The organism is Ralstonia flatus (assembly GCF_958439105.1).
GTDB classification, from domain to species: Bacteria; Pseudomonadota; Gammaproteobacteria; order Burkholderiales; family Burkholderiaceae; genus Ralstonia; species Ralstonia flatus.
The window spans coordinates 132146-158441 of record NZ_CAUDLI010000007.1 but is presented as its reverse complement, the minus strand read 5'-3'; the positions used below and the strand labels follow the sequence as shown (position 1 = coordinate 158441).

General features: G+C 60.6%; 25 protein-coding genes. 17 read left to right on the top strand and 8 right to left on the bottom strand.

The genetic code is table 11. From position 1 onward, the window contains the following. Positions 1–1249 precede the first annotated feature (1249 nt). The 3 genes from R2676_RS17205 to R2676_RS17195 are packed head-to-tail and all read right to left on the bottom strand — an operon-like array spanning position 1250 to position 3518. Entirely contained in the window at positions 1250–2182 is a 933-nt protein-coding gene (locus tag R2676_RS17205) for a site-specific integrase (RefSeq protein ID WP_316857493.1), read from the bottom strand. Positions 2183–2188: 6 nt separating this feature from the next. Continuing rightward, positions 2189–3247 carry a DMT family transporter gene (locus tag R2676_RS17200; protein WP_316857492.1) on the bottom strand — a complete coding sequence of 353 codons (1059 nt, stop codon included), beginning with the start codon at positions 3245–3247 and terminating at the stop codon, positions 2189–2191. 49 nt (positions 3248–3296) lie between these two features. Next, positions 3297–3518, bottom strand: coding sequence for a hypothetical protein (locus R2676_RS17195; protein WP_316887267.1), 222 nt, complete (start codon positions 3516–3518; stop codon positions 3297–3299). Between the two features lie 175 nt (positions 3519–3693). Between R2676_RS17195 and R2676_RS17190 the strand changes: the two genes are divergently transcribed. The 4 genes from R2676_RS17190 (at position 3694) to R2676_RS17175 (ending at position 7632) form a co-directional block, all read left to right on the top strand. Continuing rightward, the gene (locus R2676_RS17190; RefSeq protein ID WP_316857490.1) at positions 3694–3972 is read left to right on the top strand and encodes a metal/formaldehyde-sensitive transcriptional repressor; all 279 of its coding nucleotides are present in this window, start codon (positions 3694–3696) and stop codon (positions 3970–3972) included. A gap of 7 nt (positions 3973–3979) precedes the next feature. After that, positions 3980–5284, top strand: coding sequence for a CDF family Co(II)/Ni(II) efflux transporter DmeF (gene dmeF, locus R2676_RS17185; protein WP_316857489.1), 1305 nt, complete (start codon positions 3980–3982; stop codon positions 5282–5284). 125 nt (positions 5285–5409) lie between these two features. Then, the gene (locus R2676_RS17180) at positions 5410–6366 is read left to right on the top strand and encodes a hypothetical protein (RefSeq protein ID WP_004632820.1); all 957 of its coding nucleotides are present in this window, start codon (positions 5410–5412) and stop codon (positions 6364–6366) included. Positions 6367–6708: 342 nt separating this feature from the next. Next, entirely contained in the window at positions 6709–7632 is a 924-nt protein-coding gene (locus R2676_RS17175) for a cation diffusion facilitator family transporter (RefSeq protein WP_004632823.1), read from the top strand. 62 nt (positions 7633–7694) lie between these two features. Here R2676_RS17175 and R2676_RS17170 read toward each other — a convergent pair whose 3' ends face one another. From R2676_RS17170 to R2676_RS17150, 5 genes are all read right to left on the bottom strand, one after another. Continuing rightward, positions 7695–9338, bottom strand: a complete 1644-nt coding sequence (locus tag R2676_RS17170; protein WP_004632824.1) for an NRAMP family divalent metal transporter — start codon at positions 9336–9338, stop codon at positions 7695–7697. 43 nt (positions 9339–9381) lie between these two features. Further along, positions 9382–9588 (bottom strand): hypothetical protein, encoded by a 207-nt coding sequence (locus tag R2676_RS17165; protein WP_004632825.1) that lies wholly within the window; start codon positions 9586–9588, stop codon positions 9382–9384. A 236-nt stretch (positions 9589–9824) separates the two neighbouring features. Continuing rightward, positions 9825–11255 carry a carbohydrate porin gene (locus tag R2676_RS17160; RefSeq protein ID WP_004632826.1) on the bottom strand — a complete coding sequence of 477 codons (1431 nt, stop codon included), beginning with the start codon at positions 11253–11255 and terminating at the stop codon, positions 9825–9827. 365 nt (positions 11256–11620) lie between these two features. After that, positions 11621–12061 (bottom strand): universal stress protein, encoded by a 441-nt coding sequence (locus tag R2676_RS26250; protein WP_004632827.1) that lies wholly within the window; start codon positions 12059–12061, stop codon positions 11621–11623. Positions 12062–12152: 91 nt separating this feature from the next. After that, a complete protein-coding gene (locus R2676_RS17150; protein WP_004632828.1) occupies positions 12153–12314 on the bottom strand; it encodes a hypothetical protein in 162 nt (53 codons plus the stop codon). Positions 12315–12567: 253 nt separating this feature from the next. Here R2676_RS17150 and R2676_RS17145 point away from each other — a divergent pair, with 253 nt between their 5' ends. The 13 genes from R2676_RS17145 to R2676_RS17085 all read left to right on the top strand — a co-directional run bounded on the left by R2676_RS17145 (position 12568) and on the right by R2676_RS17085 (position 26214). Next, positions 12568–14541, top strand: coding sequence for an APC family permease (locus R2676_RS17145; RefSeq protein ID WP_004632829.1), 1974 nt, complete (start codon positions 12568–12570; stop codon positions 14539–14541). Positions 14542–15556: 1015 nt separating this feature from the next. Continuing rightward, complete coding sequence (locus tag R2676_RS17140) at positions 15557–15931, top strand: hypothetical protein (protein ID WP_012435674.1); 375 nt, start codon at positions 15557–15559, stop codon at positions 15929–15931. 53 nt (positions 15932–15984) lie between these two features. After that, a complete protein-coding gene (locus R2676_RS17135) occupies positions 15985–16860 on the top strand; it encodes an N-6 DNA methylase (protein ID WP_253916036.1) in 876 nt (291 codons plus the stop codon). 266 nt (positions 16861–17126) lie between these two features. Then, the gene (locus R2676_RS17130; protein ID WP_012435676.1) at positions 17127–18791 is read left to right on the top strand and encodes a PRTRC system ParB family protein; all 1665 of its coding nucleotides are present in this window, start codon (positions 17127–17129) and stop codon (positions 18789–18791) included. A 44-nt stretch (positions 18792–18835) separates the two neighbouring features. Further along, positions 18836–19321 carry a PRTRC system protein E gene (locus tag R2676_RS17125; RefSeq protein WP_012435677.1) on the top strand — a complete coding sequence of 162 codons (486 nt, stop codon included), beginning with the start codon at positions 18836–18838 and terminating at the stop codon, positions 19319–19321. A gap of 9 nt (positions 19322–19330) precedes the next feature. Continuing rightward, a complete protein-coding gene (locus tag R2676_RS17120; RefSeq protein ID WP_012435678.1) occupies positions 19331–19549 on the top strand; it encodes a PRTRC system protein C in 219 nt (72 codons plus the stop codon). Beyond that, entirely contained in the window at positions 19542–19760 is a 219-nt protein-coding gene (locus R2676_RS17115) for a hypothetical protein (protein WP_012435679.1), read from the top strand. The genes R2676_RS17120 and R2676_RS17115 overlap by 8 nt, the downstream gene beginning before the upstream one ends. 11 nt (positions 19761–19771) lie before the next feature. Next, positions 19772–20785: a PRTRC system protein F gene (locus tag R2676_RS17110; RefSeq protein ID WP_225694731.1), complete on the top strand. Its 1014-nt coding sequence runs from the start codon at positions 19772–19774 to the stop codon at positions 20783–20785. 8 nt (positions 20786–20793) lie between these two features. Then, positions 20794–21516 carry a PRTRC system protein B gene (locus R2676_RS17105; RefSeq protein WP_012435681.1) on the top strand — a complete coding sequence of 241 codons (723 nt, stop codon included), beginning with the start codon at positions 20794–20796 and terminating at the stop codon, positions 21514–21516. Position 21517: 1 nt separating this feature from the next. Continuing rightward, a complete protein-coding gene (locus R2676_RS17100; RefSeq protein WP_012435682.1) occupies positions 21518–22159 on the top strand; it encodes a PRTRC system protein A in 642 nt (213 codons plus the stop codon). A 5-nt stretch (positions 22160–22164) separates the two neighbouring features. Beyond that, a complete protein-coding gene (locus tag R2676_RS17095; RefSeq protein WP_029674028.1) occupies positions 22165–22956 on the top strand; it encodes a PRTRC system ThiF family protein in 792 nt (263 codons plus the stop codon). Between the two features lie 279 nt (positions 22957–23235). Further along, positions 23236–23766 (top strand): hypothetical protein, encoded by a 531-nt coding sequence (locus tag R2676_RS17090; protein ID WP_021197371.1) that lies wholly within the window; start codon positions 23236–23238, stop codon positions 23764–23766. Between the two features lie 372 nt (positions 23767–24138). After that, positions 24139–26214 (top strand): SPFH domain-containing protein, encoded by a 2076-nt coding sequence (locus tag R2676_RS17085; RefSeq protein ID WP_012435685.1) that lies wholly within the window; start codon positions 24139–24141, stop codon positions 26212–26214. Positions 26215–26296 lie beyond the last annotated feature (82 nt).

Genomic DNA, 26296 nt, shown 5'->3' with positions numbered 1-26296 from the left:
TGTCTCGACCACAGTCCAACGCAGTGCGAGTTGCCTCAGTTTCTCGGCGTATTGCCACCGGGGCGACAGATTTTCAGGCCCCCGTTCATCCATGGCGAGCGTGCTGACCTTTATCGTGGACTCATCAATACGTTAGGCGTTGAGCGATCCGCATTCTCCTATTTGGCCGGACAGGATATCTTCAGAGTGGGGGATTGCGGGACGTTGGCGCGTCGGAACCTACGGTACTGTCCGCGTTGTATCGCGCACGGGTACCACGCGACGCTATTTCAGCACGTGGCGGTCGAGAAATGCCCTTTGCATGACGTGCCCTTGCAAGGGATCTGCACGCTTTGCGGATATGCATTCAAGCCGACATGGTGGTCGGTGGCTCGTGATCCCTTTGCTTGCTCACGATGTGGCCATTTGCTGCTCCGAACTGTTGCAGATGCTCGACGGGACGTCGAGATTCGGCTGGTTGAGCTGATGATCGTCGAGCGCCGGCGTCTATTGGACTTGGGCAATGAGCACAAGTCACGGTTTCGCCTTGCACGACCGACCGATTCTGTTAGCGTGGAACTGGAGGATCTAGATTCACGGCTTCGCCGCAGAGTGCTTCGCCACGCGTTATGGACGGGGGCGACGCTGCCAGGATGGAGTGCCGGAAGGGTATCCAACTTCCACCTGGCGCGTGAAGAGGGTTCCTCTGGCAAGAAGATATTTATCGCGGCTTCCGCAACCATCCTGGCAATATTGAGGAAGCTAAGGGGGCTCTGTAGCGATCGAGAGGCGGATATTGTACGAGTGGCGTCTCATCTGGACGGCCTTCAAAGTGGCTTGCGCATGCAGGTACCTGCCTGTGCTACTGCGGCAGCGTACTGCAAGACCGCGTATCTATACGGCGTGAATCCCCTGTATCGCATGACGGACCCAAAAAGGAGGACCGACATTGATATTGAGAAAGTTGATTCTGCACACTTGGTTCTGCGTAGTTGCTGGGTTCCCGAGAGTATCCAGGCAAACCGAATCCTCGCTGAGCTTGAAGTACTGGGCTTGTTTTGCCTTGTCCTCAAGCAGGTGGCATCATGTAAAAGAGTCGTGGATATTGGCTGGAGTGAGTGCCCGGAGGAAGAGGCGTTTTGCCCCGCGTGGTGTCTCGACAAGAATGGCGTCAGTTTTTCCGTTCGCCCACGTGCCACCTGGCGCCTCGTGAATTGGATGATTGCGCGCTATTCGTGGACTGCGATACGTCCCTGAGCAAACGGGCTGCTCAACTGAGCAGGGCTGTCTCGATACGGCGTTGCGCAAACGGGTCAGCCGTATCAATGTAGCGCATTGCCGAGCGGACATCCTTCCAGCCGACATACTCCATCAGCATCTTTAGATCCCACTGGTTTCCATTGGCCCAGGTGGCAAAGCCACGCCGCAGGGAATGACTGCTGTAGTGATCCGCTTGCGGCAATCCGGCCGCCTCAAATAGAGCCCGCAACAAGGGCACGACGCTGCTTGCTTGCAATCCGTGCTCCGCCATTCGGCCCCATCGATCAATCCGGCGAAACACGGCTCCCTCCGCCAGGCCTGATGCAGCCAGCCATGCCTCATACGCTGCCACTGGACACAGCCGTGACAAGGCCGGCGCCCTGTAGGTCGTGCCCACGTGATTGCGGTCCGTTTTGGACCGGGGCAGGAAGATCGTCATGCCGCGACCGGGCTCGACGGTGATGTGCTCGACCTGCAACCGGCTCAGTTCGTCCGAGCGGAAACCACGCCAGAAGCCAATCAACACCAATGCTTTGTCGCGCGTGTGGACCTGGAGCGTACGAGTGTCTCCAGTAGCTGCCTCGATCTGTTGATCTAACCAGGCCGCCAACTGCTCGAGCTGGGTCAATTGCAGCGGTTTGGCCCGCCGCTCCTGCGCAGGGTGCAGCGCCTGAATGCCCTTGAGCACCTTGCGCACATGGGGCGCGCGCGTCGGATCAGGGAAGCCTTGGGCAAGGTGCCACTGAGCGAGCGCGGCCAGGCGCTGGCGCAATGTGTTGATGGAAAGTGTCTGGGCGTGATCGGCCAGGTAACGCGCGACGCTGTCAGCGCTTGCGGGTAGGAACCCACCCCATTCCACCTCGAAATGGCGAACGGCCGACTGGTAGCTGCGCCGCGTGTTGTCGCGGGTGGCAGCTTTGAGGTAGCGATCAACGTTCGACATCGTGGCCTAGTGTGTGTGACGGTGGTGAATATCCGGGTAATGCGGATGCTTGTGGACCAACGGCTCGTGCCGATGCACATGCACGTGCGGCTCCTTGCCGTCCCACGGAAAATCGTGCTCATGCTGGTGGTGCTCGTCATGTCGGTGCCTGTGCGCATGCTCCATCGGCTCGTGCACGTGTTCATGTTCATGCCGCTCACGCAGGTGTAGCCACACGCCAAGCGCCATCAACGCAGCTGCCAGCCAGAACAACACCCCAGGGATTTCCGGCCAGATCAGAAAGGAAATCACCACGCCGAATAATGGCGCAACGGAGAAATATGCCCCCGTCCGGGCAGTCCCCAGATGCCGCAAGGCGACCACGAACAGCGCCAGGCTGACGCCATACCCACCGAAACCAACCACCATCGCCGACGCAAGCGGTAGCGCAGAAGGCAATGCATTGCCAGCGGCCAGCGCGAAACCGGTATTGCAGGTGCCCGCCACCAGGCCTTTGACGCACGCGATCAGTACCGCATCGTTGGAGGAGACGTTGCGCGTCAGGTTGTTATCGATCGCCCAACAGGCACAGGCTGCCACAATCAGCAATGCGCTTGACGACAAGCTCGCAGCGTCCGGCTGCCACGACAGCAACACGCCGCCAGCAACGATGGCAATCATCCCCAGCACGACCTGGCGGTCGGCGTTTTCCTTGAACACGAGCCACGCGATCAACGCCGTGAAGACGCCTTCGACGTTGAGCAGCAGCGATGTGGAGGCGGCCCCGGTTTGCGTCAATCCCGTCATCAATAGGGCCGGTCCCGCTACTCCGCCAGCCAGGATGGCGCCGAGCAGCCAAGGAATCTCGCAGCGGGGAATTGCCGGTCCGGGCTGCGCCGTCTCAGCGGGTTTCCGCTTCAGCCGCCGAGCCAACAACACTCCTGCCAGGCCAAGGCCACTTCCCAGGTAGAGCAGCCCTGCCAGCAAGATGGGCGAAATCGCGCCAGTCAGGGTTTTGGCCAGGGGTGTGCTCGCGCCGAATAACAGCGCTGCGGCCAAAGCAGGGCTAGCGGTACGAATGGACATAGCGATAGTTGGTTGAGCCGACGTCCCTGCTGTCGAGCGTTCATGGGTGTCAGGCGCCAAGTCGCATGACACGCATCATGGGGTGGCGGTCGATGTCCTTCAACCGAAAGCAAATTTCACGTGTGGCTGCGTCGATCGCCAAGCTGTGCGCAATCGGCTCCACGAAGCTTTCACCGATCTTGGTCATTCCTGACGCGGTGACATGGAAGATCGACAGCATGCCCGATTCACCGGCCGCATAGAGCTGCCCGAAATCAAGGTCGTAGCCCACACATCAGGCGCCCCTCCGACATCGAGGCATGCAGTGAGCTGCTTGGTCTTCAGATTCAGGGCAAGCAAGCGACTGTTGTCCTCGCAGGCAATGAACGCGAGTCGCTTGGCCATCACGGCAACTTGAATCTTCGTGTAGTATACCCCCCTACAGTATATTTTGATGAGGCAATGGGATGAGCCACACCATCCGCGAGAAGCAGAAGCTACTCAACCGCGTTCGCCGGATTCGCGGCCAGCTCGATGCCATCGAGCGCGCACTGGAGGAGGAGCAAGGGTGCGCTCCCGTACTGCAGCAGATCACGAGTTGCCGCGGCGCCATGAATGGCCTGCTGGCCATCGTGCTGGAAGACCACATCCGCACCCACCTGACCGAGGTGGATGAAGAACATGAGCACGCCGACGGCAGCGCCAAGGAGCAGCTGATCGAGGTCGTGCATAGCTATTTCAAGTGAGCCGCCCATGAGCAATCTCTACGACACGCCGTTCGGCGCCAGCCATGACCACGTGTTCCTGGGCGTGGGACACGAAAAGAACGAGCGCAAAACCTGGGCCGTGATCGTGCTCTGCACGCTCATGATGGCCGCCGAGATCATCGGCGGAAGCATGTTTGGCTCGCTGGCACTGGTGGCCGATGGGTTGCATATGTCGACGCACGCAGGCGCCATGCTGATCGCGGCACTGGCCTACACCTATGCGCGACGTCATGCGAACGACCCGCGCTTCGTGTTCGGGACGGGCAAGCTTGGTGATCTGGCCGGCTTCACCAGCGCCATCATCCTGGCGATGATCGCGCTGTTGATCGGCTACGAAGCGGTGGTGCGGTTCCTCTCGCCGGTGCCCATCCACTTTAGTGAGGCGATCCCGATTGCGATCGTCGGTTTGCTGGTGAATATCGCCAGCGCCTGGCTGCTGAGCGGTGGCGACCACGGTGGTCACAGCCATGGCCACAGTCATCACCATGGTCACGCCCACGGACACGATCACGACGCAGCCGGACTTGGCGACACGCATCCGCATGGCAAGGAAGTGCAGCACATCGACGCGCCCGCGGGCGTGTTCGCACTGTCGATCTTTGAAGAAGGCGTACCGCCAGTGTTCCGCCTGGCTGGAGAAACTGCTCCGCTGCCCGGCGATGTGGCGACGGTGACCACGTTCCGGCCGGACGGAAGCCGCCAGGAATTCCTGCTGGTCCGCAAGGCAAACTATCTGGAATCCACCACAGAGATTCCGGAGCCACATGCCTTCACTGCGGTGCTCGGCATCGGTGGTCAGGAATACAGCGTGGATTTCGAAGAGCATGACCACGACCACGCCGACGGACACGGGGCACACCATCGCGACCACAACATGCGCGCAGCTTATGTGCACGTTCTGGCCGACGCCGCCGTCTCTGTGCTAGCCATTGTTGGGCTGTTGTTAGCAAGAGCTTTCGGCTGGCTGTGGATGGACCCCCTTGCAGGCGTCGTCGGTGCGTTGGTCATCGCCAACTGGGCGTACGGATTGATGCGCGACACGGGCGGCATCCTGGTCGACATGACCCCAGACAAACATATCGGCAGGCGCATCAAGACGGCGCTGGAGTCCGATGGCGACACGCTGCTCGACCTGCACGTGTGGCGCATCGGCCCTGGCCACCTGGGCGCGGTGGTCTCGGTGAGCACAGGCCAAGCGCATCGCGGGCCGCAGTTTTATCACCAACGGTTGCGGCGACTTCAGGCACTCTCGCATATCACGGTGGAGGTTCACGCGTTGCCAGGCAACTAGCCTAACGGCCGACTCGGACATTTCCTCCGCATCCCCAAACATGGGGCGCGGCACCCTGCCAGGTGTGCCGCATCTGCCCGACCACAACAAAAACATTCGCGGGCTGACCGCAGATTCTCTCGACCATGTACCGCCCATCCGCATTTGTTCGCATTTGCGCAGCAGCGCTCGCCCTTGCTGCGTGCGGCGTCTCCGGCCCATCGCATGCGCACGGGATCGCGGGCAACCGCTTCTTTCCGGGCACACTCAATTTCGATGACCCAGCCGTTGCTGACGAACTCTCGATCACCGCGGGCGCTGTAAAACACCCTGATGACAGCGGAAACGTCACGGATCGCGGTGCAACGATCTCGTTCGCGAGGCTGCTGACACCCGAGGTCTCGATCGGTTTTGACACGGGCGTCATCCGGCGCGACTGGGGCAACACGCGACAGCCCGGCGCAACCGGTTCCGACGTGGTACTCAAGTCCAGGCTCTACGAAGATGACCTGAACGAAACGCTTGTTGCCGGTTCGCTAATCTATGGACTGCCCCATACCGGGGCCAAACGGCTCGGCGCCAACACTTCAGCGACCATCGCCCCCAGCCTTTATATAGGCCAGGGGTTCGGCGCCTTGCCTGACGCATGGTCTTGGCTGCGGCCATTCGGCATCACAGCGGGCGTCAGCGTGGCCGTGCCGACCAGCAAGACGTCGGACAACTTGAGCTATGACCCGACGACGCGGCAGTTCAACACTGTAAGGACAGCCAATGTCACCACGGTGCACTGGGGATTCGCGCTGGAGTACAGCACGCTCTATTTGACGGATCGATTTGTACCAGGCGTGCTGCCCAAGGACGAACCCCTGCACCAATGGATTCCCTTGATTGAGTTCGCTTTCGACTCGCCACGGGGGCAACGCACGCGCGGCACCGTCAACCCAGGGGTCGCCTATGTCAAGGATACGTGGCAGGTTGCCGCGGAAATGGTGCTTCCTGCAACGCACGGATCGACGCGAGGTGTCGGCGCAAATATTCAGGTGTTGTTCTTCCTTGATGATTTCCTGCCGTCGCTGTTCGGCAAGCCGATCCTGGCTCACTAGTGGATAGTCTTGATGCGCATGTTCACGATGGGGGTAGGGACTTAGATTCGCCCCGCGCCAATGGCATCTGGCATGAAGTACTTGTGGGGGACGAAAACGCTTTCTGGTCTCGAGGCAATCTGATGCGGCTTAAGGCTGAAAGCGCCTCTTTGCTGGATCACGGATCCCGGTATTGCAATTGTGCTAACCAATGCAACAGCGAATGCGAACGCCTCTCATGCGGATTCTTTTCTGCGGCTCCCGGTTATTTCCCAAACGGCTAGCTCTCCCCCTATGATCTTGGACAAATTCAGGCACTCGCCCGCAAGGTGATCTGTCCTCGACCATCAGACGAACAAGACCATGCAACAGCCGACCGAGATCGATGTCGACAGCGAGACGCCCGCCATGAAGCGCGCGGCGAAACGCAGCACTCTCGTGAGCGTGGGTGTAAATTTGGCCCTAACAGCCGCGCAACTGGTTGCTGGCGTTCTTGCCCATTCACAAGCGTTGATAGCCGACGCGATTCACTCGCTTTCCGACCTGGTTTCGGATTTCGTCGTTCTCTTTGCCGGACACCATAGCCAGAAGGAACCGGACGCAGAACATCACTATGGTCACCTTCGGTTCGAGACAGCGGCATCCCTGGTTTTGGGCTTGCTGCTACTTGCCGTAGGCATCGGAATGCTTTGGAGCTCGGTCACCAAGCTGGAGCATCCGGAATCAATTTCACATGTGAAGTTGATTGGTTTGTGGGTTGCACTTGGCGCACTGGTAAGCAAAGAGCTGTTGTTCCGGTACATGCTGGCTATCGCCGAGCGCGTGCGCTCCAGCATGCTGATAGCGAACGCCTGGCATGCTCGCTCCGACGCAGCCTCCTCGTTGGTGGTCGCACTCGGCATCATTGGCAATTTGCTTGGATTCCACCTGCTCGACCCGGTGGCCGCACTCATTGTGGGGCTGATGGTATCCAGAATGGGGTGGCAGTTTGGCTCGAATGCTCTGCACGATCTCATGGACAGAGCCGTCGATGAACAGACAGCGACCGAAATTCAGCAAGTAATGCTCGGCACGCCAGGCGTGCTTGGCGTTCACGACGTTCGGACACGCAAGATGGGCGACATGATCCTGGTGGACGCGCACTTGGAGATCGAAAGCACCGCAACCGTGAAAGTCGGTCACGACATCGCGCTCGAAGCCAGGCGACGCGTCTTGGAACGACGTGACGTACTCAATGTCATGACCCACGTCGATCCCGTAGACAGGCTTCCACCCTGTGCAGGCTAGCTCACGACGGCCGCGCGCACGTCAGAAGCGAGCAAAAGCAACTAATGGCTGCTGGCCTAGCATTAACCGGTCAACAACCCGGCAATCCGCACCAAAACCAATCCAGCCGCCACCACAAGATAGCCACGTAGCACAAACATCCACGTGCGCTTGAGCGGTGTCCAACGTGCTGGCGTGAGCTGTTCCAGCGGCGGCATGGTCCAGTGGTCGCGATCCAGCACGCTCACGCGCAGTGGATGCTGGGGTCGATGACTGCGCCGCTCGATGTGCCACAGCACCAGCGACATGACGATGGCGATGAGCGAACCGCCGATCAGGATCGCGCCGATTTCGAACTCGCCGATGCCTGGAAACAGCACCGCCGCCGTCAGGATGACGGAGAGCATCACCAGCACCGCCACCACCCCGCCGGTGAAGATGTTCATGGCGCGTCCGTTCGTCCATGGGCCCAGCACGGCCTTGTCATTGCACAACAGCAGCAGAAACACCGTGGCGCTCGGCAGCAGCACGCCGGCCAGTGATTGCACCGCGTTGGTCAGCAGCCCGAGCGGCACACCCGGCGTCAGCACCAACCCTGCGGCCAGCAGCGTCAGCCCGAAGTAGATCGCATAGAAACCCTTGGCCTCCGTCGGCTTGCGATGCAGCGAATGCCGTACAGCGAACACATCGCCGATCGCATAGGCCGTGGACAGCGACACCGCGCATGCGCCGATAATGCTGGCGTCCAACAGCGCGATCGCAAACAGCACACCGGCCCAGCGGCCCGAGTGCGCTTCCAACCCTTTCGCCGTGCCCAGTGCATCGGTGTAGTTGCCAACCTCTGGCGTACCGTGGAAGGCCTGCGCGCTGAAGGCGATCATCGCCACGGCACCGGCAATCACCAGCACGATGCCAAGCCAGAGGTCCGCACGCTCATAGCGGATGAAGCGCGCCGTGATGCGCTTGTCGATCACGTAGCTCTGCTGGAAGAACAATTGCCACGGCGCCACCGTCGTCCCTACGATGGCGATGATCAGCAGCATCACCTCGGCCAGCGGTACACCGGCCGGAAGCGCAGGCACGAAGAAATCGCGCGCCACCTGCCCCATCGGCGGATGCACCATCACAAAGATGGGTATGAGCGTGAGGCTGCCCGCCACCAATATCAGCGCGAAGCGCTCGAAGCGGCGGAAGTCGCCGGTGGACGCCGCCAGCATCACCAGCGCGGCCGCCGCACACACGCCCCAGTGGCGCGGGATGCCGAGATATTCCAGCGCGAGGCTGATGCCGATGAACTCCGTCACCAGTGTCAGCGCGTTCACCAGGAACAGATCGATGACGGAGAAGGTGCCCCAGAACTTGCCGAAGCGCGCAAAGATCAGCCGCGCATGGCCGACGCGCGTGACGGCGCCCAGGCGCAGCACCATCTCCTGGTTCACGTAGAGCACGGGAATGAGCAGCAATAGCGTCCACAGCAGCGTGGTGCCGTAGTTCTGCCCGGCCTGCGTGTACGTACCGAACGCGCCAGCATCGTTGTCGCCGACCATGACGATCAGGCCGGGCCCGAGAATGGCGAGCAACGTGCGCAGGCGCGCGCGCCAGCTATCGCGTGCGCCGGTATCGTGGTGGGCGATGGTGCCCAGCGCACCGCGGATGTCGCCCACATGGGCGCTATCAAGAGCGGCATGACGGATTGGTGTGTCAATGCCCGGAGTCAGTTGGGTCATAGCGACCTCCGATTTGTTATTGGGTGGTGGGGCTACCCGCCGGTTACCAGTAGGTGCGCGACAGTCGGATAGCGGCAGCGGCGTAGCCGTGGCCGGAGAGCGGTTGACCGCCGTCATCCGCACGCCGATTGGCGGTGGCGGGCACGGCGTTGGCACGCTCGGGCGCACCGGCGCGGGCCTGCACGAACGGCGAGCTGAACGGCAGCGCGATGGCCGAGAAACGGCGGGCGGGAATGTTGAATTTGCGCATGGCAACTCCTCGCCACATGGGTGCAACAGATGCGCGGCATGCGGCAATCGCCGCACAGGGGTCGTCTTACCCTAGCGGCAGATTCAAACAATCAAGGAGCGATGCAGACACCGCTGCCTTGCCTAGGCGGCAAGTCAACAGCAGGGAAAACCGTGCGGCAGACTCGCCTAGTGGGAAACAGATGTGGATGTCGGATAAGGTCGACTCGGACTGTCCATATGGGTCCTCCGTAGGCGTTAGAACTCCGCGTGGGCACGAATGCCAAAGAACTTGGCAGGCCCGCGGTCCCGGTTGTAACCGGGGTTCTGGATCAACTGAAAATCGGGGCTGAGCGTGATGCCCTTGACCGGTTGAAAGCTGTAGAACACTTCGAGTATGCGCTCGTGGCCATAGTTCAGCGCGCCGTCACCCAGGAAGGCGCCGCTGCCGCCCGCCGCCAGATAGGCACGATGATCCGGGCCCAGCATGTTGAGCGAAAAGGCCGCTCCCAGCACATCATTCGGCCGCCGCCAGGACGTGCCCTTGAGCAGACCGCCGAACGACACGTTGCGGCCCGCCTCGGTAAAAGCATAGGTCTCAGTCTTGTCATCCGACCAGTTCAGGCGGGTGAACAGGCCCAGGTTTTCGCCCACTTTCTGCTCGAACGACAGGCCCACGCCCACCTTGGCGTGCTCGCGCCGCACCTGGCTCAGGTCTGGCGCGGCACCGGTGGCCTGCCCGAGCGCAATCGCATCATCAAAGCGGCCCATGCGCGCTAAGTTGCGCCAACCCAGCAGGCGCACCTTGCCCTCCTGGCCGAACAGCGTGTAGCTCTTTTCCAGCTCGAGCATGTCGCCATAGTGCTTGAGAAAGCGCGTGTCGAGCGGCAAACCATTGGACTCCACCGGTTGCAGGAAACGGCCTGCGCGGACAGCCCAGCCGAGTTCGCTGTCGATATATTCCAGCGCCACGCCCCAGCTGTAGCCGCGCGCATCGGCGGGATAGTCGAAAGATGGATGCGTCATGAATGACCAGTTCAGAAACTGTGTGCGCGGGTCATGCGCATGTTCCACGGCATCGAACACATCGAGCACTGGCAGGTTGCCCACGGTCAGTACCACGCGGCGCTTGTCGACCACATCGGCGAACTGGTTGAAGTCGGCGTCGACCTTTTCCGTATCGCCGCCCAGTCCCCAGGTCTGACGCATGAAAACACGGGCGCGATACAGCGTCGGGTCGGTGCCAGTGACCTTGGCCAACTCCCCGTTGGTTGGGCCGCCCAAACCATGCAGATCGGAGAAAGCCTTGCCCATCACCACTTCCGGGTTGAAGTGGAACTCCCCGCCCTTCCACAGCCGCATGCCCAAATCCAGCGTGGTGCTGAAGGAATAGCTGGTGGCGCGGCCCGGTGTCAGGCTGTTGTCGCCGCTGTACGGCGCGTTGAATGCCGGCTTGGCTTGCCAGACCCACGTCGATTGGCCATGGAATCCAAAGCGATCGCCCAATTCACCACTGGCGATCAGCGGTGCATCGGCAACCGGGGCCTCTTCCGCGCGGGCAGCCTGCGCACAAACCGACAGCAGCGTGATCACAGCCAACAACGCTGGACGGCCAAGCGCTGCGGCGCGTGCCAGAACCAGCGGACGTACTGCGACCCAAGCGTATTGCAGCATCGAAAGAAACAACATGAGACCTCCCCCGTTCGCTTCTATGACGAACGTAGGCACGAGCCGACCACGGCCCTCCCAGGAAACCACGCACGCAAGCGCGCACGCAGCCACATGGCCGTGTCGGTAAAACAATCGAATTGGGGAAGAGACTTGCGTAGAGAACCCACACAAGTGCCACTGCCCGCCGTGCAATGCGGCTAGGCAGTGGTGAGGTGCGCACGCGGCACGCCGAGACTGTCTAGCCGTTCAATGTGCGATCGAAGATCGACTAGAACAACTGTCCATGGAAATTAATCCGTAGTTGTGACGGCGCGCAGGTTAGCAACTCCGACCAAATTGGACAAGAAATTTCTTCGCGTATCGCGCATACAACGGCCATAGGGCTAGATATCTGCATTCAGCGCACCAACATCACCGGGATGCGCGATAAGCGCATCAGCCGATTTGACAGCCTGGCTCTGATCAAAGAGCCCAGGGGGGTACGCGCTGCTGAACCCATCACGATCATGTCGCATTGATTGGCCGCAGCGCTCTGGGCGATCGTTTCGGCCACGCGGCCGACTCGGATCTGCGCCACGTAACGCGCCCCCGGCATCGTCCAGGATGGCGCGCGCTTGTCGAAGCGCGGCTTCTCCGTCCTGTTCTTCGAGCTGGCGCAGCGCCTCCAGTGAGTGGTAAGCGCTGGCGCGACCGCCTTCGAGTGGCGCCTGCACGTTCAGCAGCACGATGTCCGACGCGCAGCGATCTTGGCAGAGGAAGGCGGCGTGGCGCACGGCATCCAGTGCGTGGCGGGAGCCGTTAACCGGTACGAGAAGTTTCAGCATGGCAAGGTTTGATCACGTTGATCGGCCGGCGGCAGGGTGAGTCGGGTGGTTGCCTGCGGGTACCGGGATACGTTGGGCTCTGAGCGCTTCGTTAAGACAGGTCCGCCGTGTTCGAGTCCGAAGCGCCGTGCTGCTCGATGGCGCGACCATAGCGTTCCTCCGCGCGCCGATCCGTGAGGTAGACAGCGATGAACAATGCGATAACGGCGACCATGGCGCCGATGCCGAGCAACCATCTGGCTAGGATGTCCATCTCGATGATGGCGCATGGCGCCCGCGTAGTGGTGATAGCTGAAGCGTAGCCAGCCGACCGTCAAAAACGTGTAGAGAGATCACCCGCGCGTGAAAAAATCGCGTAAACAAACCACCCTGGATGCCCTGTTTAAGCCAGTTCACGGGCAAAGGCCGCCTTGGCAGGCATCGGTGGCATTTGTGCGGACGCTGCTCTAGATTGAGCAGTACAGCCAACTTGGCCCCCATAAGACCACTCGCTGCACGGAGACGCCATGGCAAGCATGACCAAGATGTGGCAACTGCTGGTGGGTAAGCCCCTGGACCCGCTGGACCCGCGCACACGCCATGCCATTGCGGTGACGCCGTTGCTGGCGTGGGTCGGGCTGGGGGCGGATGGGTTGTCTTCCTCCTGCTACGGCCCGGAAGAAGCCTTTCTGGCGCTGGGCCAGCACACGCCGCTCGCGCTGTTTCTCGCGCTGGCCACGGCTGCCACGGTGTTCATCATCGCGCTGGGCTACAACCAGGTGATCGAGCTGTTCCCGACCGGCGGGGGTGGCTACCGGGTGGCCACGGCACTACTCGGGCCGCGCCCCGGGTTGGTGTCGGGGGCGGCGCTGCTGGTGGACTACGTGTTGACCGTCGCCACCTCGTTGGCAAGCGGCGTGGACGCGTTCTTCAGCCTGCTGCCCGTGAGCGCGCAAGCGTTCAAGCTGGGCACCGAAATCGTGTTGGTCGTGTTGATGACCGGGCTCAACTTCCGGGGCATGCGGGAATCCATCCTGGTGTTGCTGCCGATCTTCATCGGCTTTGTGGTGCTGCATCTCGGGTTGATCGTCTATGGCGTGGCCGTGCACGGCGACCACTTGGTGACGGTAGTGCCGGACGCAGTCAGCGAGGCGCATGGCATGTCACAGGCGCTTGGGCCGCTGGTGATGCTCGGCTTGCTGATGCGCGCGTTCTCGATGGGCGGCGGTACCTATACCGGCCTGGAAGCCGTCTCGAACAACGTCAACATGCTGGCCGAGCCGCGCGTGCCTGCCGGCAAGCGCACCATGTTGTACATGGCGACGTCGCTGGCCTTTACGGCGGGCGGCATCATCCTGCTGTACATGCTGTGGCAGGCCAAGCCAGTGGAAGGCCAGACGCTTAACGCGGTGGTGTTCGGCAGCGTGATCGACCACATGGGGCTCGACTCAGCGCTTGCGCGCAGTGTGCTGCTGGCAGCCGTGCTGGCGTTCGAGGCGGGCCTGTTGCTGGTGGGCGCGCAGACGGGTTTTCTGGATGGCCCTGCGGTGCTGTCGAACATGGCGCAAGACTCCTGGGTGCCGCGGCATTTCCGCGATCTGTCGACGCGGCTGGTGCGGCAGAACGGCATCATCGTGATGGGCGTGGCCAGCGTCATCATCTTGCTGTGGACGCACGGCGAGGTGGCGGTGCTGGTGGTGCTGTACAGCATCAACGTGTTTCTGACGTTCAGCCTGTCACTGCTGGGCCTGTGTACGTACTGGTGGCGCCGCCGCAAGGACAGTGGCAACTGGCTCAAGCACTTCGCACTGTCCGCCCTGGGCCTGTCGGTCACCAGCACGGTGCTGGTTATCACGCTGGTCGAGAAATTCACGGCGGGCGGCTGGTTGACAGTGCTGGTCACCAGCGCGGTCGTGGCGCTGTGCGTCCTGATCCGGCGGCACTATGACGAAACCCGCGCACAGATCGCCAAGGAAGATGCGTTGTTTGGCGGAGCCCCCCCTGCGGTGGACGAAAGCAGCGCCCCGGCCAAACCAGACCCTTCACAGCCGACTGCCATTCTGCTGGTCGGCAAGCATCTTGGGGCGAGCATGCATGCGCTGCTGTGGGTGAACCGGCTGTTTCCCGGCCACTTCAAGAACGTGATCTTCCTGGCCGTGGGCGAGGTGGACGCACAGAGCTATGAAGGCGCTGAACATCTGGACCACCTGCGCCAGACCATCAGCGCATCGTTGGCGTACTACGTGGCGCACTGCCGGCGCCACGGCATGGCGGCGGACTACCGCATCGCCTTCGGCACGCACCCGATTGCGGAATTCACGCGCCTGGCCGAAACCACGATGGACGCCTTCCCGAACAGCGTGTGCTTTGCCAGCAAGCTCATCTTCAAACAGGTCAATTTCCTGACCGCCTGGTTGCACAACCAGACGCCGCTTGAGATCCAGACGCGCCTACACGTGCAGGGCAAACAGATGGTGTTGTTGCCGATGAACGTGGGGTAGCGCGGGAGATTGCTCACGCATTATTGAAACTGGGCGCACACCCGGCGTCCTGGCTCCTGTCATTTCTTGACGTTGCTTCCGCGGCATGTAAAGTGCTCCGCCTCGGGCGTGGCCCGCAATTGGACATGCACCATGCGGTAGGCAGCGTTTTTTGTCAGTTAAGGCGGTGAGCTATGCGGTTTATCACGCGGCGCAAAGTCCGAGCTCTGCTTGTCTTGTGCATATTTGTAGGCGTCACAACTGCCGCTATCGTGTGGCGATGGGACACTAAGCTATGGACAGCCATCCTTTGTGCTCCGCCGTGACGCGTCGGCATTCACGCCGGTTGACGCTCGTTCATCTAAGCGGAAACCCCGGGGATATGTGGACCAAGGAGTACAAAACCAACACGAGCCTATCGCAGTCTAGGGACATCTGATAGGCCTCCAACCTTCCAGCGCACTAATCTGTGGCCTCTGCTTCTTCAGTGACGTGGCTAGCTGCCATTTACGGCGAGCGCCTGAGGATCCAACAATGAAGCATTTAAGGCAGTTTTCCCGTCACCACCCGCCCTCCAACAAGAACGAGGAAGGGAACTGCGAACGCCACATGGCAATCTGATCAGCTTCGCTATTTTTTCTAGCCAACTTCGCTAATTCTCAGCGAAAAAGCGTCGCTTTTTCTAATTCCCTTCGCTAAGCCGACACAGCTGCTGGAAAATGCAGAGCAACTGCGATATTCTGAAACGGTTTGCCGCGTCTACGACGCATCGATTTTGACCGCCATCTGGGCGGCCTACATCTTGTTTCCCCCACAGCTGTAGGGTCCGGTTTCATCTCCGACACTGCACGTGTCGGCCTATCGTTCGCATTCTGCGGCCGGTCTTTCCCTTGAACACCTGAGCGAACTTCGCTACGTCGCGGTGTGCCTACGCACGCCGATTCGTTAGCGCTGGTCGGTCAGGTCGTTCCATCTTCTTCCCCGCTGGGAGCCGTCCCAGCAGGGACGTCTCTCGTCCATTTTCTGGAGACGTTCCATGTTCAACGCCGTTATTCAGCGTTTCAAAGAAGCACAGCTCAAAGCCTTCGAAAGCTACCTGGTGGTGGCTCGTTTCGAACAGGAGGCCTTGCCAATCCTCGATCCATCGTTGCGTGCAACGCGGATCAGGAAAGAAGCTGAGGTAACACACGAGTTCGAGCTGTTCTGTGTGCGAATTGCACGTGCTGTTGTGGAGACTGTGCGCAGCAATGCTTCGACTAGTGTGGCATCGACTATCGATGTGGAATCGGAACTCCGGGTCGCTGAAGCCGACATCAAAGCCGCTCTGGCTATTGGCGCGGTCCCCGACATGGATGCCTTTTGCGCATCGCTGAACCAGCGCTTCAATGTGCGAGTTGGGGCTCTGCAATGAGCAGGGCAGCACAACGCCGGCACCTGGAGACCGCCGACGAACACCAAAAGGCCTTGGTCGATTTGATCAAGGCCTTCGGGTACCGTCACCGCGCAAGCGATGTGTTCTCCGACTTCGTTGAGATGTCCGCACTGAGCCTCAGCAATGCGGTCGATCTCGCTCAGCGAGACGGCCGAGAGGCTCGGTACATGGAGATCGTCAAGAAGTACACCAAAGAAGAAGTGGACCAGTTCCCGAAGATGCTTGGCCACCTCGTGCTCACTTACGAGCGCCGGATGACTGATGTCCTTCCCGGGTCGCCGGCGCCGGTCAGAGTCGCCGGTGGCTTTGGCGATGTGCTTGGTCACACCTACATGCTGCTTGAGCTGGGCAACGATAGGGCGGGGCAGTTTTTCACGCCCTATTCGGTATCCAGCATGATGGCTGCGATGCAGGTCAATGACCATGATCCGGACGTCGCGGAACATGGCTTCATCACCGTGATGGAGCCAACCTGCGGCGCTGGTGGCATGGTGATCGCAATGGCGGAGGCTATGCATCAGGCGGGCCACAACTACCAGACGGCCATGCATGCAACGTGCATCGATATCGATCCACGGTGCGTACACATGACGTATGTGCAGCTGGCCTTGCTCCATATCCCTGCGGTTGTCATCCTTGGCAACTCATTGATGCTTGAGGAGCGCGAGGTTTGGTACACACCAGCGCACGTGCTTGGCGGGTGGAACCGGAAACTGGCTGCGCGTGAGCGTAGCCAGGAAACCTCCCCGCCCGTTGATTCCGAACGCAATTTCGTGCCCGCAGAAATGGGTACGGTCCTGTCGATTCTGGAGGCGATTGAACCGCCGCAAGCGCCGGCCATCATTGAAGCGGTGCCGCAACAGCACGCTGAAATTGCCCGGCAACGTGAGCAATTGTCGTTGTTCTAGGTTGGCCACTGGCCGGCCTCGCGCAAGAGCGGGTCCCCATCTGCGGAGGGGGATCCGCTGTCTGGCACCGCAGACGTGTTTCCGGTATTCTCAAAGCTCACTCCGCGTCTTTGACGCATCGATCTCCTGATCGCAGGACGCGCAGCGTCTCGCGGTTGTCCGAGGGCCAGCGGTTCGGTGGCCCTCGCTTTCATTTTCCATCCCATCGGGAACCTGTTCCCGGTGCGGCAACGGGTTCCCCTTTTCCATCCCTGGAGAACCCACAAATGCAAGAAAACCAACAGAGCGTCACCGTCAAACTCGGCCAAATCCGGCCGGGCAAGAACCCCCGGAAGTACTTCGATCCCGCGAAAATGGCGGAGATCACGGAGTCCATCCGTGAGGATGGCGTAATTCAACCTGTACTGGTGCGCCCTCTTGAGGACGGCACCTACGAACTGGTCGCTGGCGAGCGCCGGTACCGTGGGGCGAAAGCTGCCTGCGGTGACGATTACGACATGCCCGTTGTCATCCGTGAGATGACGGAAGGGGAAGCGCGCCGGCTGGCGCTCATCGAGAACGTTCAGCGCGCCGACATGGCGCCGTCTGAAGAAGCCGTTGCGGCCGCGGACATCGTTGGGGACCTGAAAGGTGACCGCGATGAAGCTGCCCGCCAACTCGGCTGGCCGCGATCGACCCTCGACCGCCGGCTGGCGCTAATGAACTGCAGTCCTGCGGTGCTGGACGCGCTGAACACGCGTTCCATCCAGCTTGGGCATGCCGAGCTGCTTGCGACCCTGACGAAGGAAAAGCAGGACCTGTTCTTGCCGATCATTCTGCAAGAGAAAAAGACGGTGGCGGACCTCAAGAAGGCCATCGAACAAGCTGCCTGCAACCTGAAGGACGCGATCTTCGACAAGAGCGAGTGTGCGACATGCGCGCACAACTCGGAATTGCAGTCGGTGATGTTTTCCGAGGCGATTTCCTCCGGTAGCTGTACCAACCCGACCTGCTACAAGGGCAAGACCGAGACGCAGCTGGAAGGTATCTCGTACGGCCTGAAGGACGAATACCCGGTTATCCGTATCGTCCGCGCTGGCGACAACCACACGCGCGTGCAATTGCAGGTGGAGGGACCGACGGGAGTCGGTGCCGAACAGGCGAAAGCATGTCACGGCTGCCAGAATTTCGGCGCCGCGGTGAGTGGTCTGCCGGACAGCCTGGGCAAGGTCTTCCGTGGTCAGTGTTTTGATCCGTCCTGCAATGCCAAGAAGGTTGCAGCGAGGATCAAGGCCGAGCGCGCTGAAGCGCCGTCTACTGTTAAGGGCCCCAAAGCCGCGCCGGCCAAGGAGGGCGCGGACAAGGGCGGAAAGGCCGAACACGCGGCCACGTCGATTGCCGAGTCGGACAAGGTGAAGACCTACCGACAAGGGGTGTGGCGCAAGGCGCTACGCCGGGAGGTGGCGGCCAACGAAGCAACGGCCAACCACTATCTCCTCGCACTTTCGCTGTCCGGTCATGCACGCACCATCACCAGCGACAAGATGGGGACGCTCTTTGAACGGATCGCGGACGAGACCAGCTCTCCCACCGATCTCTCGAAGAACCTTATCTCTGTGGCCGGCCTGGCTACTGACAAGCGGCTCAATCTGACGATCTCGCTCGCGCTTGCCGCGATCGAAGGAATCGATGTGCCTGTCTTGACGTCGCTCTGCAAGTACCACGCGCTCGACCTGACCAAGCACTGGAACCTTCAGAAATCCAAGGATTTTCTGGAACTCCTGACCAAATCGGAGTTGAAGGCTCTCGCCGACGAGCTGGGCATGCGCAACGCGCTCGGCGATCGCTTTTCCAAGCTGTTCAACCAATCGAAGCTCGAAGTCATTGAGGCCCTCCTCAAGGTAGACGGGTTTGACTACACGGGCAAGGTGCCCAAGGTCTTGAAGTTCTGACCACGCCTCGCTTCCCCATCCCATTCATTTTCAAGGAAATCCCTATGTTTCAAGAACTGGTGCCGCTCGTGAAGGCGAGCGACAAGGTTGTTATCACCCTTTCAATGCAGGGTGACGAGATGACCGTGGTCGTCGCGCCGACCGTCAGCAAGCCGGACGACGCAGCCCTGGTTGCGCCGATTGCTCTGACGGCCACGCCGGCGGAGTTGGATGCTGAGTTTGCCAATGCGATCGGTGGTGTGACGCAGGCCCGCCAGGGTCTCGCCGAACAGGTCGAGTCCACGAAGGCGGTGATTCAAGCGGCTACCGCTGCTCAGTCGAACAAGGCGACCAAGGCCCTCGCGACATCCAATCGCGCCAATCCGAAGTTGCCGGCGCCCAAGTCGAAAGGCATGGACGACGACGATGACGATGGTGTGGTCGATGTTGAGGTCACTGAAACGACGTCCGGTAGCACGAGTTCGTCAGCTAAAGATGCGCAAGGCGACAAAAAATCGTCTGGCACCTCCCTCGCTGATCTGCTCGGTTAAGGAGAAGCCATGGCTATCACCATCAACACGGTCAAGCGCGAGTTTTCCTACAACGGCATGACGCTTGCCGATCCGGGAACGCAGTTCACTCCGGACCAAGTGCGCGACATGTACACCGCCCAGTATCCCGAACTCACCACGGCAGCCGTGGAGGGTCCGGAGTACAAGGGGGAAAACGCTGTGTACAAGTTCGTGCGTGCCGCGGGCGCAAAGGGCAACCATGCGTAAGCGCGATCTGATGAATGCGTTGGCCGATCCGGTCAGCATCAATGGAACTGAGAAACCGCCCGATAGGGCGGTTTTTCTACATGATGAGGAGGTGGAATCGTGTTGTTCGATTCTTGCCAAGGTTTATCAGGCTTCAGTGAAAGCCTCACCGGCGGGGCGGCATGTCGATTCGATTCCCCTGCCGGACATAGAGCTGCCGATGGTTTTCTAACACTCCCGGCCATTTCACAATGCGTTCCAGCGATTGCACGCCTTCGGCATACCGACGAGGGAGACCTTACCGGTCTGATACGGGCGCATTTCGAGGCTGGTCCGCTCTCGCCGCGCGACGCTCGCTCCAGCGGCAATGCTGGTGACATGTTCGCAGAGGCGATGTTCGCGTGGCTGCGGCGACGCACACCGACGTGCAAGCGGCTTCTGTTTGGGTTCGCTTTGCTCGACCAGGCGGCAGCACGCGATCAGGTCGATCAGTTTGGATGGGAGACGGACCTCTCGGCGCCGTTGTACTTGGCGATCGAGTTGCCTCATGAGCAGATCTTCGAGATTGGCGCACGGATGCACCCACTGCAGCGCGCCCACCCCGGGCTCTTGTGCTCTGTGATGGCGCTGATCAACGAAGCGTCCTGCAACTCGCTCTTCTTGCGCACACCGAGTTACTTCCTGGAGATGTTCGCCAGGTGGTGGTGGGATTGGGATGAGGGTGTGTCCGACGAGAACGCGAGGGAGAGTCTTGCTGATCGCCTTGGGGCTGACAGTGAGGACATCGAGCGCTACCTGCCTTCCAATGTTCGTCCGGTCCTGGCGCCGGAAGAAATGTTCCCCGAGCGCGGCAAGCGCAAGGGCCGGAAAGGCCCTCGGCGGTCCGTTCTCAAGAGGTCGGAGGTGCTGGAGCTGGCGCGTTCGTCAAGTCGCTGGATTCAGCGGGTATGCCGCGCGATGCTGCAGCTGGAAGATGCACTGCAGCGCGCCAAGGGCTCGAAGCTCTTCGAACATTCGCAATGGGCCGAACCTGCATATTCGGCCGCTTCCATTGCGGTGTTTTCCGAAGAGTGGATCGGCGAACTGCTGGATGACCATTTCGAATGCATTAGCAATAGCGGAGAGGCGACGATGTACCAGGTGCTGATTCCGCTGGCGAGCGACCCGCAACAGGTGCCCAAGCAGTATGAGGACCTGTCGCGCATGTTCGAGATCGTAAAGGCTCTCGACCAATTACTGACCATCATTTCACGATAGGAGGCCCCATGGCCAAGATCTTGACCGCCAGTCGGTCTCATGACGTGGCCCTGCAAGGGGCCATTTTGCTGTATGGGCCGGCCGAGGGGCAGTTCACATACTCGACGGCACACCGCATCACTCACGAGGCGGGGACTCGAAAGCCTGCAATCGGCCCGGGTGTTCCGCTCAATCGGCGAGCACTCATTCACGCTGTGACCCAGGTTGCTTTGTCAGCGTTGCCGAAGGGCGAGTTCCTGACGCCGAACGTACTGTCCGTGAGCACGCGCGCCGTAACGTGGTGGTGCCCGCCGGCGATTCGCCGGGTGTTCTTTCAATGCAAAGAATTGGGTACGCGCAGTGCGGTAGTGCCGCACCCGGGCTTGGTGTTCCAGGCGGCCAATGACGGGTTCAGCGTGTTTGCCTTGATGGAGGACGTCAGGCCGACGCCGGAATCCATGCTGCACGAGCCGCCGTACTTCAATACGTGGGACGTGGGAAGGATTTGCATCGGCTCTGCGCAGGTTCCGAAGCAGATCGATGTCGCTTCGATTGCCGGTTGGGAAGAAGCCTTCTTCTCGTCGGCCTTCACGCATCCAAACCGCGGCGCCCAACGCGTCAAGTTCGAAAGAGGTGTGTACGCCTTCTGGAAGGAGATGCTCGATGGCAACTTTGCCGAGTACCCGAAGGAAGTGCTCATTCCGTTGAAGAAATCGCTCGGTGATCTCATCGCCGGCAAAGTTGGAGGTTGAAATGCATCCGATGGACATGACGCTGCAAGCGTCTTTCCCGACGATCATGGTGCCGAAATTCGGTAGCCTGACACCATTGTCTGGTAGTGGTGAACGCCTGCTGGTGGGAACCAACGGCGTGTTCCTCGAAGTGGTTCGCCCGTGGCTGCGGGTAGTTCGCAAGATCGCAAGCTACGAAGTCGAAACTGCCGTCCCCTACGGGACTGTCAATGAGGAGACCGAGTTGCCATGCGGTCAACTTCCAGCTGAACTGGTTGGCCAGTTTGGCGAGATGGCGCGTGCGTCGATGCCGAACGAAACCGGTGCTTGGATCGTCTGGAATGGCGTCTCGTGCGAGTTCCGGCTCGTCCCTGTCGCAATCTTGGATCACGGCTCCGGACATCTGCGTTACGACCGGCCGGTGCTGCAGGAAAACGAGCACTTGGTCATGGACTGCCATTCCCATGGCACGTTTGAAGCCTTCTTCTCGGGAACCGACAATCAGGACGACAGGCACGACGTGAAATTTGCGTTCGTGCTGGGCAACTGCGCAAGCATTCGCCCGTCCATGGCGTTAAGGTTGTGCGTCAAGGGCATCTTCGAACGTGTCCACGACATACCGGCCGCCTGGAGGCAGAAGTTCGGCATTCGGGAGGTTGTGTGACCAAAATGACGCATAGCATCCCTCGCGCGATGACAGAGCGGGCATGGCGCATTGCTGTAGTAGGCGCCGGCGGAACGGGGAGTGCGGTTATCCCAAGTCTGGCGCGGCTCCATCACGCCATGCTCGAACTTGGCCATCCCGGTGGTATCGACTGTGTCGTCTATGACGATGACACGGTCAGTGAGAGCAACGTCGGCCGCCAGGGCTTCTATCCAGCGGATGTCGGTCGGCACAAGGCTGCTCTTCTGGTCAATCGGTTGAATGTGCTCATGGGCACCAACTGGCAGGCGGAAGTGCAGCGTATCAATGCCAATGATCGGTTCTGCTGTGATTTGGTCGTTGGATGTGTGGATACGAGGGCGGCGCGAAAGGCCATCCTCAAGGCCATGCAACGCGGCACGGGCGGCTACTATCTCGATTGCGGCAATGAGACCGATCGTGGTCAAGTCATCCTTGGCCAAGTTCGCGGCCGGGCTGAACATCGCCTACCTCACGTCGGCGACCTGTTTCCTGAGCTGATTGATCCGAAGCGCGATGCAAAGGACACGGCGCCGTCTTGTTCGATGGAGGATGCGCTGCGCAAGCAGTCGCTGGTCATCAACCAGGCGATTGCAGTGCAAGCCTTCAATTTGCTTTGGACATTGTTCCGCACCGGGACGCTGCAGTACAGCGGTGTGTTTGTAAATCTCGAAGCGGGGCGCACGAGTCCGCTCCCGGTAGACCCGGAGGCATGGGCGCGATTCGGGTACGTGCCGAGTATGCGCAAGGCGCAGAAGCCGCCGCGAATTGCTGCTTGATTGAACATGGCCATCCTCCGAAGGATGGCCTTTTTTCTTTCTGAGCGGCATTGAGAGTCGACCGGGATGTTGTGCTGCAGCCGCTGCGCGAGGTTGCCTAGGAGTGCGCAGAACGTGCCTCTGGTGCGTGTTCCTTTGCATCGAATATCCTGCCTTCTTATCTCGCGCTTCTCGCGCATCGATTCCGCGCCACACGGTGCTACCAACAGGCCTTGCCACGTTCTTCGGGGCATCTTGGCTTTCATCCCACCGGGAACTCATTCCCGGTGCGGGCATGGGTTGCCTCGCATTGACGCCGAGATAGAGCGCACCAACGCGGAGCTGGATGCGCACATTGCCCAGTCCACGGCTTCCGCCGAGCAGAGCGCGGATCTGCTCGCCCTGCTTGGGCAGGTGAAAGCCAAGAAGGTGCCGTTGCCCGCCCAGGCAGAGGCACAGATCAGGAAGATTGCCGATGTTGCTCGCGAGAGGACAGCATTGAATTCTCGTCGTCAGCAGACCAGTTCAATGCCTTCCAGACAGCAGTTCGTCGGAAGCGACAAGCTGTCCAGCGACAGCGATGATTTTGATCTCTGGCTGTACATGGCGACAGATGTTCCGACCAGCCTGAGAACGCTGCTACTCAGTGCGCTCAACTCGTATCATCATGGCATGCCGACTGATTCACATGGACAATTCTCGGGCGCTGGGACGTCCGGGAACTGGGGCGATGACGCTCCGGATCAGAGAGCCTCGGATGCTGCTGCAGCTGCCATGGGGCTCGAAGCGCTGGCTATCTCGACAGATGACAGTCTCGGGCGCTACTCCTGACACGTTCGAAATCTTGAGCAAGCGGGGACGCGAGATGATCGAAGAGGCGAAGAGCGAGAACGCACCGAGCTTCTTCCTGCCGCCTGGGGGGAGCAGCTACTGCCGGACGCGTCCTCGGTGAAGTGCTCGCAGTGCCAGTGTTCGGATAGTGGGCCGGCCAAGCCCATACCCGATGCCAGCCATTGAATCCGAAGAAAGGCGGCAGAAAAAACAGGGCTCTTGTCGATCATTCTGTTCTGCGCGACAGACATAATCGTGTTGCGGCGGTGCCAAGGTTTGCGCGCACAACGCCGTTGCCCCCAAAGGGTTTGCAACTCCTGACCAGGAACATGTTCCTGGCAGTGCAGAACACACAAGAACCTGGATTTCTCTATGGATTACCTCCTCGGTCATATTTGGCAGATTGTGGGTGCAATCGCAGTGATCAGTATCGCAGCAGCCTACCGCCAAGTGCTCTGGCTGTTTGGCGTCATCATCGTCCCCGATGACAGCATTGGCGTCGTGACGAAGAAATTCGTTCTCTTCGGCTCAAACCGCAGTCTCCCCGACGGGCGCATCTTGGCGCTGACCGGCGAAGCTGGTTACCAGGCGGACACGCTCGCCCCGGGCCTCCATTGGGCGCTCTGGCCGTGGCAGTACGCAGTTGAGCTGAAGAAGTTCGTGACGATCCCGGTGGGGAAGGTTGGGGTCGTCGAAGCCTGTGACGGCCATCCTCTGCCGAGCGGCCGCATTCTTGCGAAACGCATCAACTGCGACATGTTTCAGGACGCGCGGCAGTTCCTCGAGGGAGATGGCCAACGTGGCCCGCAGATCGATGTAATTCCGCCGGGCACGTATCGGGTCAATCCCCTGCTGTTCAAGGTCACGCTCGCGGATACCATCACGATCCCGCCCAGCCAGATCGGCGTCGTGGAAGCCCGTGACGGCTCACCGTTGCCGGCGGGCCGCGTAATCGCCAAGCAGGTAGTGTGTGACTCCTACCAGGATGGCGCTTCGTTCCTGGAAAACGGTGGTGAGCGTGGGCCGCAGAGTGGCATCATCGCCCCGGGTTCCTATCGCATCAACCCGGTACTCTTCGATGTCAATGTGGCCGAAGTGGTGGACATTCCCGACAACAAAGTCGGCATCGTGACTACGCGCGAAGGCAAGCCCTTGGGGCGGGGCGAAATCGCTGGCCCGGAAGTGCCTGACCACAACATGTTCCAGAATCCGCAGGCGTTCATCCAGAACGGGGGCTGCAAGGGTTTGCAGGAACAGGTGCTCCTCGCCGGCCGCTACTTCATCAACCCGCGCTTCGCCACCGTTGACGTCGTCGATATGACCGAGGTACCGATTGCCCACGTCGGCGTGGTGATCGCCTATGTCGGCAACGAGGGACGGGACGTTTCCGGCGATTCCTTCAAGCATGCCAACCTCGTCTCGCGTGGTGAGAAGGGAGTATGGGCCGAGCCGCTCGATCCGGGCAAGTATCCGATCAATCCCTACACCCACAAGATCCGCAATGTGCCGACCGCAAACGTCGTGCTGAACTGGGCGGCAGGGAAATCGGAGGCCCACAAGCTCGACGCCAATCTGTCGACCATCACGGTACGCTCGGCAGATGGCTTCAAGTTCAACCTCGATGTCAGCCAGATCATCCACATTCCGCGCAACGATGCTCCGAAGGTCATTGCCCGATTCGGTGATATGTCCGCGCTGGTGACGCAGGTCCTTGAACCGACCATTGGCAACTACTTCCGTAACAGCGCCCAGGCCTCCGACATCATCGACTTCCTGCGTGAGCGGTCGAAGCGTCAGGACGACGCCCGAAAGGCCATCGGTGACGCGCTGGCTGAGTACAACGTCGGCGCGGTTGACACGCTGATCGGCGACATCGTGCCACCCGAGCAGCTGATGCAGACCCTGACCGACCGGAAGCAGGCCGAGCAGGAGAGAGTCACGTTCGAAACCCAGAAGCAAGCCCAAGCCGTCCGTCAGGAGCTGGAGCAAGCGACGGCCCTGGCCAATACCCAGGCGAAGGTGGTCGACGCAGAGCGTCAGGTGTCCATCTCGGAGTTCAACGCTCGGGCGGCGGTGAAGCAGGCCGAGGGTGAAGCGCAAGCTAAGACGATCAACGCGGAAGCGGACGCCAAGGTGGTCAGGCTGGTGGGTGAAGCGGAGGCCGCGAAGGTCGAGGCCATCGGTACCGCGGAGGCCAGCGTCATCAAGCAGAAGATCGACTCGATGGAGAGCGGCAACTACGCCGTCGTCCAGGTCGCGGAGGCGCTTGCCGGCTCCGGGATGAAGCTGGTGCCGGATGTCGTTGCAACCGGCGGCAGCGGTAGTGGTGGCGGTACTCTCGTGGAAGTGCTGCTGGCCAATCTGATTCGCGATGGCATGCACAAGGGAAGTGGTCTGCCCTTGAATGGCGAGTCAGCGGTCAAGCCCGAAGCCCTCCCGGCCCCCTAAGCCAGCGCGATGAACGCGGGGAGACATAACATCGGGACGGAGCATTGGCGTGGTGCCGGGGCGCCTTTTCTGCGTCAGCGCG

Excerpts from the sequence above, each read along its gene's own strand:
- R2676_RS17205 (WP_316857493.1), bottom strand. The coding sequence starts at position 2,182 with ATGTCGAACGTTGATCGCTACCTCAAAGCTGCCACCCGCGACAACACG.
- R2676_RS17200 (WP_316857492.1), bottom strand. The coding sequence starts at position 3,247 with ATGTCCATTCGTACCGCTAGCCCTGCTTTGGCCGCAGCGCTGTTATTC.
- R2676_RS17190 (WP_316857490.1), top strand. The coding sequence starts at position 3,694 with ATGAGCCACACCATCCGCGAGAAGCAGAAGCTACTCAACCGCGTTCGC.
- dmeF (WP_316857489.1), top strand. The coding sequence starts at position 3,980 with ATGAGCAATCTCTACGACACGCCGTTCGGCGCCAGCCATGACCACGTG.
- R2676_RS17180 (WP_004632820.1), top strand. The coding sequence starts at position 5,410 with ATGTACCGCCCATCCGCATTTGTTCGCATTTGCGCAGCAGCGCTCGCC.
- R2676_RS17175 (WP_004632823.1), top strand. The coding sequence starts at position 6,709 with ATGCAACAGCCGACCGAGATCGATGTCGACAGCGAGACGCCCGCCATG.
- R2676_RS17170 (WP_004632824.1), bottom strand. The coding sequence starts at position 9,338 with ATGACCCAACTGACTCCGGGCATTGACACACCAATCCGTCATGCCGCT.
- R2676_RS17165 (WP_004632825.1), bottom strand. The coding sequence starts at position 9,588 with ATGCGCAAATTCAACATTCCCGCCCGCCGTTTCTCGGCCATCGCGCTG.
- R2676_RS17160 (WP_004632826.1), bottom strand. The coding sequence starts at position 11,255 with ATGTTGTTTCTTTCGATGCTGCAATACGCTTGGGTCGCAGTACGTCCG.
- R2676_RS26250 (WP_004632827.1), bottom strand. The coding sequence starts at position 12,061 with ATGCTGAAACTTCTCGTACCGGTTAACGGCTCCCGCCACGCACTGGAT.
- R2676_RS17150 (WP_004632828.1), bottom strand. The coding sequence starts at position 12,314 with ATGGACATCCTAGCCAGATGGTTGCTCGGCATCGGCGCCATGGTCGCC.
- R2676_RS17145 (WP_004632829.1), top strand. The coding sequence starts at position 12,568 with ATGGCAAGCATGACCAAGATGTGGCAACTGCTGGTGGGTAAGCCCCTG.
- R2676_RS17140 (WP_012435674.1), top strand. The coding sequence starts at position 15,557 with ATGTTCAACGCCGTTATTCAGCGTTTCAAAGAAGCACAGCTCAAAGCC.
- R2676_RS17130 (WP_012435676.1), top strand. The coding sequence starts at position 17,127 with ATGCAAGAAAACCAACAGAGCGTCACCGTCAAACTCGGCCAAATCCGG.
- R2676_RS17125 (WP_012435677.1), top strand. The coding sequence starts at position 18,836 with ATGTTTCAAGAACTGGTGCCGCTCGTGAAGGCGAGCGACAAGGTTGTT.
- R2676_RS17120 (WP_012435678.1), top strand. The coding sequence starts at position 19,331 with ATGGCTATCACCATCAACACGGTCAAGCGCGAGTTTTCCTACAACGGC.
- R2676_RS17115 (WP_012435679.1), top strand. The coding sequence starts at position 19,542 with ATGCGTAAGCGCGATCTGATGAATGCGTTGGCCGATCCGGTCAGCATC.
- R2676_RS17105 (WP_012435681.1), top strand. The coding sequence starts at position 20,794 with ATGGCCAAGATCTTGACCGCCAGTCGGTCTCATGACGTGGCCCTGCAA.
- R2676_RS17100 (WP_012435682.1), top strand. The coding sequence starts at position 21,518 with ATGCATCCGATGGACATGACGCTGCAAGCGTCTTTCCCGACGATCATG.
- R2676_RS17095 (WP_029674028.1), top strand. The coding sequence starts at position 22,165 with ATGACGCATAGCATCCCTCGCGCGATGACAGAGCGGGCATGGCGCATT.
- R2676_RS17085 (WP_012435685.1), top strand. The coding sequence starts at position 24,139 with ATGGATTACCTCCTCGGTCATATTTGGCAGATTGTGGGTGCAATCGCA.